The organism is Streptomyces sp. NPDC043726, assembly GCF_056436565.1.
Genome location: NZ_JBWKCI010000003.1, coordinates 100,058 through 115,142 on the forward strand (window position 1 = coordinate 100,058; position 15,085 = coordinate 115,142).

13 protein-coding genes and 1 pseudogene are annotated in these 15,085 nt (G+C 71.3%); all 14 read right to left on the bottom strand.

What is annotated here, in order from left to right; translation table 11 throughout:
- Positions 1 to 10: 10 nt before the first annotated feature.
- A complete protein-coding gene (locus tag AC068Z_RS09435; RefSeq protein ID WP_478553942.1) occupies positions 11 to 1,255 on the bottom strand; it encodes an MFS transporter in 1,245 nt (414 codons plus the stop codon).
- On the bottom strand, positions 1,252 to 2,502 hold the full coding sequence (locus AC068Z_RS09440) for an ATP-grasp domain-containing protein (RefSeq protein WP_478553944.1): 1,251 nt from the start codon (positions 2,500 to 2,502) through the stop codon (positions 1,252 to 1,254). Before AC068Z_RS09440 ends, AC068Z_RS09435 begins: the two co-directional genes overlap by 4 nt.
- 22 nt (positions 2,503 to 2,524) lie before the next feature.
- Positions 2,525 to 3,730, bottom strand: coding sequence for an NAD/NADP octopine/nopaline dehydrogenase family protein (locus tag AC068Z_RS09445; RefSeq protein ID WP_478553946.1), 1,206 nt, complete (start codon positions 3,728 to 3,730; stop codon positions 2,525 to 2,527).
- Between the two features lie 15 nt (positions 3,731 to 3,745).
- Entirely contained in the window at positions 3,746 to 4,666 is a 921-nt protein-coding gene (locus AC068Z_RS09450; protein WP_478553948.1) for a TauD/TfdA family dioxygenase, read from the bottom strand.
- A gap of 35 nt (positions 4,667 to 4,701) precedes the next feature.
- A complete protein-coding gene (locus AC068Z_RS09455; RefSeq protein ID WP_478553950.1) occupies positions 4,702 to 5,673 on the bottom strand; it encodes a TauD/TfdA family dioxygenase in 972 nt (323 codons plus the stop codon).
- An 18-nt stretch (positions 5,674 to 5,691) separates the two neighbouring features.
- Positions 5,692 to 6,852: a GNAT family N-acetyltransferase gene (locus tag AC068Z_RS09460; protein ID WP_478553952.1), complete on the bottom strand. Its 1,161-nt coding sequence runs from the start codon at positions 6,850 to 6,852 to the stop codon at positions 5,692 to 5,694.
- Positions 6,853 to 6,944: 92 nt separating this feature from the next.
- Positions 6,945 to 7,463 (bottom strand): annotated as a pseudogene (locus AC068Z_RS09465) (ACT domain-containing protein); the annotation flags it as partial.
- A gap of 12 nt (positions 7,464 to 7,475) precedes the next feature.
- Entirely contained in the window at positions 7,476 to 8,798 is a 1,323-nt protein-coding gene (locus tag AC068Z_RS09470; protein WP_478553954.1) for an MFS transporter, read from the bottom strand.
- Positions 8,792 to 10,177, bottom strand: coding sequence for an ATP-grasp domain-containing protein (locus AC068Z_RS09475; RefSeq protein WP_478553956.1), 1,386 nt, complete (start codon positions 10,175 to 10,177; stop codon positions 8,792 to 8,794). The genes AC068Z_RS09470 and AC068Z_RS09475 overlap by 7 nt, the downstream gene beginning before the upstream one ends.
- 28 nt (positions 10,178 to 10,205) lie before the next feature.
- Positions 10,206 to 11,495, bottom strand: coding sequence for an ATP-grasp domain-containing protein (locus AC068Z_RS09480; protein ID WP_478553958.1), 1,290 nt, complete (start codon positions 11,493 to 11,495; stop codon positions 10,206 to 10,208).
- Positions 11,496 to 11,640: 145 nt separating this feature from the next.
- Positions 11,641 to 12,651, bottom strand: coding sequence for an SGNH/GDSL hydrolase family protein (locus tag AC068Z_RS09485; RefSeq protein ID WP_478553960.1), 1,011 nt, complete (start codon positions 12,649 to 12,651; stop codon positions 11,641 to 11,643).
- A 44-nt stretch (positions 12,652 to 12,695) separates the two neighbouring features.
- Positions 12,696 to 13,616 (bottom strand): dihydrodipicolinate synthase family protein, encoded by a 921-nt coding sequence (locus tag AC068Z_RS09490; protein ID WP_478553962.1) that lies wholly within the window; start codon positions 13,614 to 13,616, stop codon positions 12,696 to 12,698.
- On the bottom strand, positions 13,613 to 14,929 hold the full coding sequence (locus AC068Z_RS09495) for an aspartate aminotransferase family protein (protein ID WP_478553964.1): 1,317 nt from the start codon (positions 14,927 to 14,929) through the stop codon (positions 13,613 to 13,615). Before AC068Z_RS09495 ends, AC068Z_RS09490 begins: the two co-directional genes overlap by 4 nt.
- On the bottom strand, positions 14,929 to 15,060 hold the full coding sequence (locus AC068Z_RS09500; protein WP_451722814.1) for a hypothetical protein: 132 nt from the start codon (positions 15,058 to 15,060) through the stop codon (positions 14,929 to 14,931). Before AC068Z_RS09500 ends, AC068Z_RS09495 begins: the two co-directional genes overlap by 1 nt.
- Between the last annotated feature and the right edge of the window lie 25 nt (positions 15,061 to 15,085).

Consider the following 15,085-nt stretch of genomic DNA (forward strand, 5'->3'; position numbering starts at 1 on the left):
TCGGTCTGAGTCAGGATGTGGTCGGAAGGGGCGCCCGGTCCGGCCGGGTGGACCACAGCACCGCGGCGATCGCGGCGCCGAGCACGACCGGCGCCGTCCAGGCCCACGCCTCGTCCAGGGAGATGGTGTGGCCGAGGACCACCGAGGACGCCGCCGCGCCGCTGATCACGGCGGCCCGGATGATCGCGTTGACCCGGCCCAGCAGGTCCTCGGGGATCGCGTTGTACCGGTATTCGTTGGTGGTGACGTTCATCCCGCCCTCGCCCATGGACAGCAGGAAGAACCCCGCCAGGACCGCGGCCGGGGAACCGAGGAGCATGGCCGCGCCGCCCAGACCGCAGAAGGCGAACCAGATGCCGACGCGGGTCTGCAGTCCCCGCCCCGGTGCGACCCGTGGGGTGACCCACGCGCCGATGGCGGCGCCCGCGGCCCCGAGACCGAGCGCCGTCCCCGTGGTCTGCGGGTTCCAGTGCCAGTGCGTCTGCGCGATGACGACGAGGACGGTCGGCAGGGCACCGGCACCCAGGTTGAAGACGGTCATCGCCACCGTCAGCCGCCGCACCTGCTTGAGGCGCCAGAAGCAGCTGAAGCCGTCCGTCAGCATCTCGCGGAAGACACTCGGTCCGCGCTCGCCGGTGGCGCGCAGCGGCAGCCAGGCCGCCGCCCCCGCCGTGACCAGGAAGGTGGCCGCGTCGATCCAGAGCGCGCCGCGGGCGCCCAGCGTGCCGAGCAGGACGCCGGCCACGGCCGGGCCCACGAACCGCACCACGGAGATGGTCGTGGTGTAGCGGCTGTAGGCCTTGGCCAGGCTGTGGGCGGGGGCGATCTGCGGAATCAGCCCGAAGTCGCTCGTCAGCTCCGAGGTCAGTCCGCCGCAGCCCACCAGGAAGAGCAGCACGAGCACGGCCACGACGTTGTCCTCGGAGACGACCAGCGGCAGCAGCGCCACGAGGACGCACTGCGCCACCTCGGCCCAGACGAACACCCGCCGGCGGTCGAAGCGGTCGACGACGACACCGAAGACCGGCGAGAGCGCGTACGGCGCGAGCTGGACGCCGAAACTCAGCGCGGCGACCGTCGTCGATCCGGTGACCGTGAGCAGGACCAGCGGCATGGCCACGTTCAGGAACGTGTTGCCGAGCCGGGAGACGGCCGAGGCGAGGGTGAACACCCAGAAGTGGCGCATCGAGCCCTCGGATCCGGCCGTCTCGCCGCCGTCCCGCACGGTCGTGCCGGACGCCGCGTCGTCCGTCACGGCGCCACCCCGGGATCCGGCTCGGACTCCTCGTACTCGACGACGAACCGCTCCCGCAGCGCCTCCACCAGGGCGGGCACCTCGTCGACGGAGTCGACGCGGAACCCCGCCATGCCGGCCCGGCTCGTGGAGTACAGCATCCCGGAGATCCGGTCCCCCGGCCTGACGGTGATGGCGACGCTCTCGACCTGGGGGATCCCGGCGAACACGTCGGCGCCCGGGACGCGGCGCACCACACCCCGGCGCACGGGGAACATCAGGAAGCCGTGGATCCCGTCCGCCGGCTCGGGCGTCCACGCCGGCCGGCCGCCCAGCTCCGTGGCCAGGAAGTGCTCCCAGACATCGAAGCCGTAGGCGCGCAGGAGGGTCTGCGGGATGCCTCCGCCGCCCGGACGGCAGGCGATCTCGCCGACGACGAGCCCGGCCGCGGTGCGGAAGACCTCCAGGTGGGTGACGGAGTCGGCGAGCCCCATCGCCCGTACGACATCCCGGTGCAGCGCGGTGAGTTCCCTCGCCTCGTCGCTGTCGGCGGGCAGGGTGTGGGAGCCGAAGACCGAGCCCTTGGCGCGCAGCGGCGGGCTGGTGTACTTCGACACGGCGGTGAACCGCACCTCGCCGTCGTGGACGAGCCCGTCGCAGTGGTACTCCTCCTCGAACTCCACGAAGTCCTCGATGAGGAAGGGCGCTTCGTCGTTGCTGAGCAGGGGACCGCCGGCCCGGGCGATCCGGGTGACGTCCGCCTCGGTCCGCACCACATGGACGTTCGCGGCTCCGTCGCCCCAGGCGGGCTTGATCACCGCGGGCAGCCCGTGCCGGCGCAGGAACTCCGCGACGCTCGCGTCGGACGGGGCCAGCGTGGTGCGTGCGACGCGCAGGCCGGCTCTGCGCAGCCTCGCCTTCATCGCGTTCTTGTTGCAGAACGCGTGGGCCACGTCGAAGGGAATGCCCGGCATTCCCAGGTAGCTGCGGAGGTAGCCCGCGGTGGGTATCGAACTCTCCGCCGGTGCCACGATCGCGTCGAACGTGTAGCGGTTCATCAGGTCGAGCGTGGCGTGTCTGACCTCGTCGAGGTTCTGCACGCTCTTGACGAGGGTCACCGACTCCATCCCGTCCGTCGACGGGTAGTCCGGCAGACAGTCGGGTTCCGTGATCAGCGACAGGCGGATCCCGGGATCCCGCAGGATCCGGGTCACGAGCTCCTGTCGGCGGCGGTTCACGACGAGGACGTCGCGGACGTGCGGGGACATGGCTGGTTTCACCTTCCCGGGGTCAGGGCGCGGACAGCGCGGCCGCGGCCAGCGGCTCGTTCAGCAGGTCTCTGAGGCCTTCGACACCGCCGTCGATCCTGGCGAGATGGGGCAGGTACGTCGTGCAGGACCCGACGTCGGCACCGATGTCCCGCAGTCCGGCCATGACGTCGTCGAAGTACGCCCGGGTGTGCGGCATGTCGAGACCGGCCCGGTCGGCGAGCCAGCGGATCGTGAGGAACGCCGGCACGTCCTCCGTGAGCACCCGGGAGCCGCGCAGCTCGTCGATGCTGCCGCTGGACAGCGAGCGGTAGATGCCCCGGCAGGACTGCATCATGGCGTAGAAGGAGTCCTGGGGCGGCAGGCCGTACTGCCGCTGGATGATCTCGGGGAAGGTCTGCGCCTCGGCCCCGAACTCCCTTGCCAGCAGCACGCGTTCCCGGTCCAGCAGGTCGAGACGGGCGGCGAGCCGGGCCGGGATGCCGTCGATGTAGTGCGTGTATCTGATCCCGTTGCGCGTCTTCTCCAGGTTCTCCGGATCGAGCGCCACCCCCACGTGGATGATGTATCCGAGCGGGTTGAAGAGCAGGTCGATGCCGTCGCAGACCCTCAGGTCCGGCCAGGACGGCCGGCCGATGCGCTCGCCGAGCGGGAACATCCGGCGCAGCGCGGTGAGCGCCCGGTCCGGGTCGCGCGAGTACACCGACACGTTCACCGAGATCTTGCGCTTGTACTGGACCGTGCTGCCGATCACCCGGGTTCCGTAGAACGAGTCCTCGACGAGGACGACCGAGGTGTCCCGCAGCCGGGGCGAGTCCCTGATCCACTTGGCCAGGACGGGCTGCCCGCCCTGGCCGCCGCGGACGAAGACGATCACCTTGCCGCTGAGGTCCACCGAGCGTTCGAGGTGGTCCAGCAGCTCCAGCCTGAGGTGCGGAATGTCGGGGACGGTGACGACGAGGACGCCGGCGTCGCCCAGGGCCTGCCGGCCCTCTTCGCTCCACAGCGAGCCGAACTGGCTCTCGGCGAGCGTGCAGGTCTCCACCGAGCCGGTCACGAGGTTCTCCATGACCAGCCGGGTCCAGTCCCGGCCGCGCTCCCTGACGGAGGCGGAGCTCTCGAAGGACAGCAGACGGGCGCCGAGCCCGTGGTGGGGCTTGGTCAGCTCCAGGTCGGCCAGCAGGGTCAGACCGACGTGACCCGCGCCGATAACAACGATGTCGGACATGGTGAGGTGCTCGCCCTAGCTGCTGAGTCGGACCATGGTGTTGCCGTGCCGGGCCGCGACGTCGTCCGGCAGGACATAGGACCGCAGGAGCAGGCGCTCGCACTTGTCGGGCTGGATCGTGTCACGACCGTGCACACAGTGGTCGTTGGGGATCAGCACCGCCTCACCCTTCTGGATCGCGATGCCGTACCGGCGGCCCACCTCGAGGGCGGCCCGGCTCAGCTCGGTCAGGGCCCGCGCCGCCCGCTCCGCCTCGGCCGGGGCGAGACCGGCGGCCGGGGTGTAGGTGCCGAAGTTGAGCCGGACGACCGGCGGCACGCCCTCCTCCTCGACGAGCAGTTCCATCCGGCGCACCCGCTCGAACCCCCAGGACAGGGCCGATCCCGAGCGGGCCTCGAAGTCGCGGCGGCGCAAGGCGTCCTTGGTCTCCTCCGCGAGCAGTCCGAGCACGTCGCGGGCCGGCGCGAGGAGGGTCCTGGGGACCTCGCCGGAGGCGATGTGCGGCACCAGGACCAGCGTGCGGGGGCGGCAGTTGTCGCTCGCCCAGGCCAGGTCGTTGTGCATGCTCAGCAGGTCCGTGCCGGAGCTCTTCTCCGACGACAGGGTGGTGGGCCGGATGTCGGTGATGTACGAGTGGTTGTACTCGGCGTAGGCGACGCAGGCGCCGATCGCCTCACCGAGCAGCAGGCACAGGACCTTGCTCCGCTCGACGTCGTCGAAGCACGGCAGGTTCCGCACATGCACCGGGTCCCCGTCCGAGGCGGCGAAGGCCTTGCTGACGTAAGGGAGTTCCGTGCGGACGTCGAGCCGGCCGCGGATGTAGGAGACGTAGCGGAACTCGGTCTGTCCCGGGCAGTTCTCCAGGACCGACTCGACGAGGCCGGCGAGGTGGTCCTGTTCGCCGGGCCGCAGCTCGACGATGGGCAGGGTGCGCATGAAGGTTTCTCCTCGGAGGTCTGGCTGCGGCGCGCTCAGGCGAAGGCGACGAAGACCTGGCGGTCGCCGGTGTAGGGGTGGCGGCCGTGCATGGCGGCGCGGTTGTCGACCAGCAGCACGTCACCGGCCTCCCACTGGACGGCGACCTCGCAGCTCTCGAGCGTGTCGCGCACCACGTCCATGTACGCGCCGGGGATCTCGGTGCCGTCGCCGAAGGTCGCGCCGTAGCCGATCCAGGTCTCCCAGCGCTCCATGTCGGTGACGTCGGGGACGGTGCTCGGGTCCTTGCGCCAGATGTGGGTCTGGTTGAACCAGGCCTGGCGCCCGTCCGCGCCGACCTCGACCGTGCCGGGCGTGCGGTTCGTGGTCAGCAGGCCGAGCGGGGTCCACTTGGCGGAGGTGTAGCTCGCCAGGCAGTGCTCCATGACGTCGTCCCGGGAGTCCGTCTCGAAGGTCTCCGGCCACGACTTGATGCCGCTGGGGTCCCCGGCGGCGTGCGGCAGGTGCTGGATGTAGCTGACGCCGCGCTCCCGGAAGGCGTCCCGGACCTCGGGCGGGAGCGTGGAGTAGACCCGGTGGCCGTCCACGATCGTGGTGGCTCCGCCCTCCTCGGCCACCACACTGCAGCCGAAGATCAGCGTCGCGGGATGCCAGGGTGCGTACGACAGTTCGTTGTGCGCGCGCACCGCGCGGGTCCGGTCGGGGCCGGACGCGTTGTAGACCAGACCGCGCTCCGCGTGGCGGGGGGCGTCGCCGCCCTTGTACGCCGCCAGCTCACCGAGGAGGCCGCGGGCCACGTCCTCGAACTCGTCGATCGACAGGACGTCGAAGCCTCGGAACAGCACCGCTCCGGTCTCTTCGAGGAGGCGTCGCGCCAAGTCCCGCTGCTCGGCTCCGATGCCCGCCAGCACCTTGGCCGGATTCGGGTCGTCGCCGATGTTCTCGACGACGGACGGGAAGCCGGGTGCGAAGGAGAAGGAGCCTGCGGTCGTCTTCGTGCTATCCACGATGTTCTCCAGGAGGAATCAGTTGGTCGGCCCGAAAGTGGCCAGGAGGAGCGAACGGTCGCCCGATGCGGCCGCGTTCCGGCGGGCGCTGTCCCACTGCCGGAACGCGGACTGAAGATGAGGGGAGCCGGCCGTCGCCGACCAGCACATGCCGGTCAGGGGGCGGGCCTTGGCGCCCCGGAACAACTTGGCGTCGTAGGACGCGCGTCCGTAGTGGACGCGTTTGTAGGAGTTCTCGATCGCGAAGCGGATCGGCTCGTAGATCGCGAGGTTGAAGTATTCGGCGGCACCGGCCAGCCGGTCGTAGTCCAGACCGAGCTGGCGGACGTAGACCGTGTCGCCCCACAGGAACGTGAGGCAGACGCCGAGCACTTCGCCGGCCGAGCGCATGACGAAGAGATGGCTGTATTCGTCGACCTCGCTCGTCAGCGTGCGAAGGTAGCGCGCGCGTTCCTCGGTCGATGTGCTGTCGCCGTACTTGCTCTGGAGTTTGGTGAAGAGCAGATTCGAGGTGCCGAGCAACTCCCCGAGCCGGACGGCGGAGACGTCGTACCCGGCCTCGGCGAAGACCTCGGTCTCGCGGCGGGCCGCCGCCGAGCGCTTGCGGCCGAGGGAGTGCAGATACCCGACGTAGCCGTCCCAGGAGTCCCACTCGATGTCGACCTCGCACTCGACGTCGCAGACGAACGAGCCGTCGGTTCCGCGGGCGTCCTCGAGCTGCCGGGTCCCGGCCCCGTTCAGATAGAGGGCGGAGGTGGCGGGGGACCCCCATTCCCGGCGCAGTCCGTCGGCCGCCCGGAGCAGGGCGTCGAGGATCCCGGCGGCCTCGGCGCGGGGTGCGGCCGGGTCGACCAGGAACTCGTTGGAGTAGGCCGCGCTCTGGCCCAGGACCAGGTTCGGCGACCAGTCCCGCGCGCGGAAGTCTCCGGCGGAGCGCAGGAACCCGGTGAAGACGTCGTACGGGGCCAGCGTGCCCGGACGCTGCCGGTACACCGGCAGCAGCCCGTCGAGCCTGCCGCCGCCGTCCCGGTGCGTGACGTAGGCGACGTCCGGGCGGCGGAGGTGCTCGTAGGCGCGCAGCCAGGGGCCGCTGACGTAGAACGAGCGGCCTGCCGTGAGGCGGGTCAGTGCGTCTTCGTCGATCTCGGCGAGGCTGTGCACCACATGAGTCGAGGTCATCGTCCGGTGCCTCCCCCGACGAGGGCCACGTCGCCGCCGTGCACGACCGCCATGTCGCCGCCGAAGTCGCCGCCGAGGTCGCCCCCGGATTCGCCGCCGGATTCGCCCCCGGATTCGCCGACCGAGTCGAGGCCGAAGGCGGTGTGCACGGCGCGCACGGCCTCGCCCACGTCCTCGGCGCGGGTGACCACCGAGATGCGGATCTCGGAGGTCGAGATCAACTCGACGTTCACGCCCGCGTCGGACAGAGCGGTGAAGAAGTCCGCCGTGACGGCCGGGTCGGTCTTCATGCCCGCGCCGACCAGGGAGATCTTGCCGATCTGGTCGTCGTAGCGCAGCGAGTCGAAGCCGATGCCGGCCTTGTTCCTCTCCAGGGCGTCGACGGCCCTGCGGCCCTCGGCCTTGGGGAGGGTGAAGGAGATGTCCGTCCGTCCGGTGGCGGCGGACACGTTCTGCACCACCATGTCGACACCCGCCTGGGCGTCCGCGACGGTACGGAAGATCGCGGCGGCCTCGCCCGGCCGGTCCGGCACACCCACGACCGTGATCTTGGCGTCGGAGGTGTCGTGCGCGACACCGGAGATGATGGCCTGCTCCACCTGCTTGTTCCCCCTTGCTTGCGGTCAGTCGTCGGCGGTCGTTCCGGCCGGGACGGGAGCGTCGTCGGCCGGGTCGGGATCGGTGAACGTGCGGTTGGCGGGCAGGACGACGGCTGCCAGCAGCGGCACCACTCCGGCGCCGAGGAAGACCCAGGCGAGACCGGCCGTCGAGGCGAGCGCCCCGGCGACCAGGGCGCCGAGCGGGAAGACACCCCAGGTGATCCACCGGTAGGCGGCGTTGACCCGGCCGAACAGCGCGGGCGGGATGGTGGTCTGGCGGTAGGACACGATCGCCACGTTCCAGACGATGACGACGAGGCCGTAGCAGAACAGTCCCGCGGCCACGACCGGCACGCTCGGTACCGCGAGCGCCAGGAAGCACAGGCCGAGCACCGGGCCGCCGTACCGCATGAGCGGTTCCCGGCCGATGCCCTCGACCAGGCGGCCGGAGACCAGGCCCGCGAGGACGCTGCCGACGGCCAGGCAGGACAGCAGCAGGCCGTAGGCGGCCTCGGACAGCCCCAGCCGGCCGGGCGCCACCGCCCACAGGGGCAGCAGGGTCAGGCACATGGAGTACGAGAAGTTGTTCGCCGCGGCGGCGACGGCGAGTCGGCCGAGGTCCGGACGGCGCCGGAAGTAGCGCAGGCCCTCGCCGAGTTCGAAGCGCAGCGCCTTGAAGGACACGGGCCGCTTGGGCGCCGCCGCGTCCCCGCCGGCCGCGGCGGTCACCGAGCCGGGCGCCGACGCGGCGGGGAGCCGGCCGAGCGCCCACACGGTGACCGCGTACAGCACACAGACCGTGGCCAGGCCCTGCCCGGACCCCAGCGCGACGACGAATCCGCCCAGGGCCGGGCCGAGGAGTTGCGCGAGGAAGGTCTGGGTGGACTGCACCACCGCGTTGGCGCGCGGCAGTTGCCCGGTCTCCACCAGGCGGGGCAGCGCCGACTGCGCCCCGACGTCCACGAACGTGCCGGCGCAGCCGATGGCGAACGCGCTGACAGTGAGCAGCCACAGCGGCAGCCGGTCGGCCACCGCCAGCAGGCAGGTCACCGTGATGAGGGCCAGGCGCAGCCCCGAGGCCCAGCGCATCACCGTGCGCGGCTCGTAGCGGTCGGTGACGACGCCCGCGGGGAGCGTGGCGACGAGCCAGGGCAGCCGGACGGCGACGCCGACCATGCTGACGGCGAACGCCGAGCGGGTCATGCCGAGGGCCAGCAGCGGCACCGCGATGCGGTAGATCCCATCGGCGAGGTCGGAGGAGACCACGGCCGACTGGAATATGCGGAACGGCTTGCCCAGCGGCTGCTTCCCGGCGGTTCCCGCGCCGGACCTGAGTCGGCTCAGCACAGCCCGTCCACCAGTACCACCGAGCTCATCCGGGCGCCGTGGTTGGCGTTGAGGACCTCTCCGCCGGCCGGGACCCCGTGGCGCAGCAGCACACCGGTGGGGCGGCCGCCGAACAGGAACGGACCGAGGACGAAGGGGACGTCGGCCCGCTCCACCTCGCCGGTCACGGTGTGCGAGAACTCCATGCCGATGCGGTCGGGCTCGGCGAAGCGCTGAATGATGTACGGGTGCTCGGCTCGGTCCACCAGGTCCAGCGCGCCCTGCCACGCGGCCTCGGAGACCGTACGGCCGATCATCACGCCGGTGCCGCCGTAGCCGCTGGTCGGCTTCAGCACCAGCTCCTCGCGGTGCGCGCGGGCATGGGCGAGCGTTTCCCCGTGCACGGCGCCCGGTGTGGACAGCAGCGCGGTCCAGGGCACATGACGTTCGACGAGCCGCCGGTCGGCAGGGTCGAGCAGGTCCAGGTCCGACCAGAGCCAGGCCAGCGTCGTCTTGTCGCTGAGCAGCCAGGCGGCCTCGGTGGTGTGCATGCGCACCCGGTCGGCGAGGACGGCCCGGGTCAGCGCGTCCAGTCCGGGGCTCGGCGGCTGGTCGGACTGGAAGAGCCGGAACACGGCGTCCACCGGTCTGCCGTCGAGCGTCAGCGCGCCCGTGCCGTCGAGGGCCAGGTCGTCCATGGCGCAGGCCACCATGTCGAGGCCGTGCCGACGGCCGCTCTCGCACATGGGCCGCATCCAGTCGATGAACGCCCGGGTGTCGTCGAGGCCTGGTGGCGTCCCCTTGCTGAACGCGGGGATGACGACCAGGGCCCCCTCGGACAGGCCGAGGGAGGAGCGGATGACCGACGACCGCCCGTCGGCCGTGGAGTCGGGGGCGCCGAAGGTGACGCCCCCCTCCTCACCGAGGTCCTGGCACAGGTCGGTGAAGCGCCGGGCCATGACGTCCGCGTGGAGCGTTCCGCCGAGCGCCCCGTCGATGTTGAACTCGACGAACTGGGGCACACCCGCGGAGTAGACGATGTCCGGGCGGGCGGAGACGAGCAGGTCGTCGTCGAGGGGATCGGAGTGCCGCACCAGGGGGGTGTCCCGCGGCGGGACCCGCAGGGCCGCCATCAGCTCCCCGGCTGTGCCGGCCCGGCGCCGGCACGCCTGGAGCACCAGCTCCATCAGGTGCCGCGAGACCGATCCGAGTTCCGTGTAGTGCGTCCGGTCGAGGAAGACCGGACGCAGCGGGCGCCAGGGTCCCTTGGAGCCCGTCACTCCGTCGTACACGTCCGCGGCCCGGGCCGTCGCCCGCTCGGTGAACGCCGTGCGCAGGTCAGCGGGAAGGCGTTCCCACTGGTCGCCCGAGGTGTTCCCGCCGATTGCCGTCGCTTCCACAATTCCTCCCGCTTCCCGGCCCATTGGGCTACAGCGCGTACTTCGCGATCTCGAACCCGAGGGCGTCTTCCAGATCCGCGATCAGCTCCAGGCCACGCGCCCTGGCCTGCTCGGTGGTCTCGGCGGGCAGGCAGCAGAACCCGAAGACCGTGAAGTTGCCCAGCTGCCGCGGGATGTGCTGACCGCTGCTCAGATTCAGCGAGTACGCCAGCGGACGGTGCTTCTCCTTGATCTTCTCGATGCGCTCCTCCACACCCTCGGGAAGCACACCGCCGGTGACGCTGCCCAGCGCGATGGAGATGCCCGCCGAGCCGAAGGGCGGCCGCTGGACGGTGAACTCCTCGCCCAGGTGCTCCTGGACCAGCAGCCGGAACGGGTCGTCCCCGGTGATGTGCCGGTAGACGAACGGCGCCATGCCGCCCATGATCCGGCCGTTGACCTCGACCAGGACGGGTCCGTCGGCGCTCATGATGAACTCGACGTGGTACAGACCGACGGTCAGATCGAGTTCGCCGAAGACGGCCCGCATGTACTCCTCGACGTCGCTCTGCTCGGCGTCGGTCAGACCGGCCGGGAGCACCGCCGCGACCTCGTACAGCGGATTGTGCGTGGCCTGCTCACGCCGGGCGATCATGAAGACCTCGATCTCGCCGTCGCGGGCGATGACCTCGGCCGAGTGCAGGACGCCCTCGACGTACTCCTCCATGAGCAGCCGGGTGCTGACCAGGGTTGCCAGCGTCTGGCTCAGCGCCTCGCGGGAGGCGGGCAACTCGTCGAAGTAGGCGCGCAGTTCGTCCTCGGTGCGGACGATCGCGACGCCTTCCTTGCCGGCGCTGCGGCTGGGCTTGATGACCAGCGGGAGGCCCAGGTCGCGGGCGGCGTCGAGCGCCTGCTCGCGGCCCTCCACCCGGACGTGGCGGGCGGAGCGCAGCCCGGCGGCGCGCAGGGCGTCCCGGCACAGGTCCTTGGTGACGGCGGTCTCCATGGACCGCACGGACGTCGCCCTGATGCCGAGGGCCTCGGCGGCCCTGACCGTGGGGACCACGGCGGGCTCGGAGGTGGTGAGGACGGCGTCGACCGGCCGCTCGGCGTGGATGCGCCGCAGGCAGTCGGTGAGGTCCGCCTCCAGGTGGTCGATCGTGACCACCTGGTCGGCGTGGCCGAGGGCCGCCGCGAGGCGCTCGCTCGGCATCTTGCCCAGCAGAAGCGCGGAGGCGTCCTCGGGGCGTACGAACGTCACGAAGTGGCCCATGCCCTTGGCGGATTCGAGGGCCGGGAGCGTGGGGCCGGTGCTGTCGACGAAAACTACGTGAGCCATGTCGGACTCCTCCTAGAACATGGGGTAGATCGAGGAATCCGGCTTGGCCTTCTTGGACGAGCCGAAGAGCCGCCGGAAGAACGAGATGATGGATTTCACGTGGGTACTCCGTTGCGCCTGAGGTGGGTCGAAGTGCGGTGCGGCACTAGATGAGCTGAAGCAGCTGCTGGGCGACGAAGTCGTGGCCCGCGTCGGTGAAGTGGATCCGGTCGACGAACAGCCACTGGTCGTCGGCGAGCGCCTCGGCGAGCACGGGGCTGAGGTTGACGAAGCCGGCCCCCAGTTCCTTGGCGCCCGCCTCGATGCGGGCGGCGTAGTCGAGATTGACCTCGGTGCGCAGGATGTCGCCGTAGACCGTGGTGAAGCCGCCGATGGCGTCCAGCTCGGCGAAGATCTCCTCCTCCTCGGGGGATCCCTTTGGGCGCACCCAGCCCGCGAGCGGCTGCAGGACGTAGGTGAGCTTGGCGCCCAGGTCGTCGGCGACGAGCTGCCACAGCTTCAGGTGTCGCAGCGTCAGGTCGGTGGCGTAGGAGAGCTGTTCGTCCAGCGTGGGGACGGGCTCCTCCCGCGGTGCGGGGCGGGCGGAGCCGAGGCCGCGCAGCCGCTGGAGCATCGAGGCGGAGTCGGCGGCCTCGGCGGGCAGCGCGTCGAAGAACTGGTTGCAGTTGAAGAAGGCGCCGTGGTCGCCGCGCCGCGACTGCGGCTGACGGGCCAGACCGAGGTTGTTGAACCCCGAGAAGAGCACGATCTCCTCGACCTTGGGCAGCAGGTGCCGGTAGAGGGTCAGCAGCAGCACCTCCTGGGTGGAGTTGAAGCTGCGGCCGCCGAAGTTCAGCCAGGGCTCGGGGCGCGGGTCGTGGACGGTCAGCCGGGAGGGCAGGGTCCAGTCGTCACCGGCGGCTCCGATGCCGAAGACGGTGGAGCTGCCCGCCAGCAGCCGTACCGAGTCGACGCCCTCGTGGTCGGCCACCGACAGGGGCCGGCCGTCGGCGTCGTGCGCGTACCGGAATCCGACGGAGTCGGTGTTGACGGTCTTGGAGCGGTGGCCGGCGGGGTGGAAGTACATGAGGTACGGAAGCCAGCGGACGTCCCCGCCGTCGGTGAACTTGGCTTCGTAGTCCCGCATCTGCGGCGTGAGTCGGGCTCGCGCGGACATGGAGTTCAACATCCTTGGGTCGATCAGGGTGAGTCCGGTGGGACTTAGAGGGCGGTCTGTGCGGAGCGGGCGAGCCCGGCCCGGTCGAGTGCGGCGGCGACCTCCCGGCGGGCGGTCGCGTCCAGGCCCCGCACCGGGCGGGGCAGGCTGTCCGCGGGAATCAGGCCGAGCTGCTCGGCGGCGGCGGACATCACCCGCAGGCTGCCGTGGCGCCGGAACAGCGCCCACAGCGGCTCCAGCGCGTCGGAGAGCCGGGTGACCAGAGCGGCGTCACCGGCCGCGGCGGCACGGGTCAGGGCCTGCGCGGCCGCGGGGAAGAGTCCGCCGACGACCGAGTACCAGCCGTCGCAGCCGGCGTTCAGCCCGGCCGCCGCCTCCCAGTCGCCGCTGACACCGACGGTGACCGTGCCGGGGATCGCCGCGCGGATCTCCGCGACACGCTCCCTCGCCCGGACGGGATCGGCCGGGGCTCCCGGGATCTTGATCGAGCCGACGTTCGGCAGCCGTGCGATCCGGCCGTACAGCTCCGGCGAGAAGTCCACATGGGTGGTGCCGGGGTTGTCGTAGACGCACAGCGGGACGGACAGCTCGCGGGTGACGTCCTCGTACAGGCCGAAGACCTCGTCGTCGGAGAGCGCCTGGTACGTCATCGGGGCCAGCAGCACCGCGCTCGCCCCCGCGCGTTGCGCGTCCTCGGCGAGGGCCAGGACGTCGCGGGTGCGCAGGGCACCGATGCCGACCATGACAGGGACCCTGTCCGCGGCGTCCACGGCGACTTTCGCGGCGCGGGCGCGTTCGGCGCGGCCGAGGTAGGCGTAGCTGCCCGTGGAGCCGAGCGCCCCGATGGAGTCGACGCCCGCGGCGGCGAGGCGGGACACCAGGCCCGCGTACGCCTCCTCGGCCACCCCGGCGTCCGTGACGGGCGTCAGCGGGAAGGCGCTGAGCCCGGTGAACAGGGCGGTCACAGGCAGACCTCCACGACCTCGGCGAAGCGGGACACCATCTCGTCGATGTCGGACTCGGTGGCCACGAACGGCGGGGCGAACAGCACGTGGTTGCCGGCCTCGCCGTCGACGGTGCCGTAACCGGGGTAGAGGAGCAGACCCCGGTCCAGGCCCTCCTTCTTCATCCGCCCGACCAGCGCCGAACCGCCGAGCAGGGGGGCGCGGCCGTCCCGGTCCTGGACGAACTCCACGCCGGTGAACAGGCCCCGGCCGCGGACGTCACCGACGTTCGGGTGGCCGGAGAGCCGGTCGAGCAGGCCCTTGCGGAGCTGTTCGCCACGGGCCCGGACGTTCGTCAGCAGGTCCTCGTCGACGATGGTGCGCTGCACCTCCAGCGCGATCGCGCAGGCCAGCGGGTGGTTGACGTGCGTCTGGCCGTTCTGCAGCACACCCGAGCCGTCACCGAGCACGTCGTGGATCGCGGTGGAGACGAGGACCGCGGAGATCGGCTGGTAGCCGGCGGCCAGTCCCTTGCCGACCGCCACGATGTCGGGCACCACGCCGTCCTCCAGGTAGGCGTAGTGGTGTCCGGTGCGGCCCATGCCGGCCATGACCTCGTCGAGGATCAGCAGGACGCCGTGGCGGCGGCACACCTCGGCGACCTTGGCCAGATAGCCCTCGACCGGGGGCACGGCGCCGTTGGTGGAGCCGACCACCGTCTCCAGGACGAAGGCGGCCACCCGGTGGGCCCCCAACTGCCGGATGCGGGCGTCGAGTTCGTCGGCGAGCCGCTGGGCGTAGGCCGTCTCCGTCTCGTCCTCCCGCTGGTCGCGGTAGGCGTAGCAGGGCGAGACGAACTCGGCCGGGCCGAGCAGCGGTTCGAAGACCGAGCGGCGCTGGCGGTTGCCGGAGATCGCGAGGGTGCTCAGCGAGCTGCCGTGGAAGCTCTGGCGGCGCGCGATGACGGTCTGCCGCTCGCCCTCCCCGCGCTCGCAGTGGTACTGGTAGGCGATCTTGAGGGCGAGTTCCATCGCCTCGGACCCCCCGGAGAGGAACTGCGCGCGGGCCAGGCCGCCGGACTGGCCGACCAGCAGCTCGGCCAGTTCCTCCGCCGCCGCGGTGGTGAAGCTTCCGGCGTGCGCCCAGGACAGGTCGCGGGCGTGCCGCTCCAGGGCCTCGGCGATGCGCGGGTGGCGGTGGCCGAGGCTGGAGACGGCCACTCCGCCGCAGGTGTCGAGGTAGCGCTTGCCCGTGCGGTCCTCCAGCCAGACGCCGTGGCCGCTGTCGGCCCAGACGGGCTGCTTGCCGATGTTCTTGTAGAGGACGCTGGACATCACAGTTCCCAAGCGGTGTCGGCGCGGTGGGCGCGCGGGCTGAAACGGGACGTGCCGGACACTCGGCGCAGGAGCGCGGCGGGCAGACAGTCGGTCATGAACACGAGGGCTGCGTAGAGCCGCAGGAACATCTCGGGTCTCTTCCTGGTTCCGGGG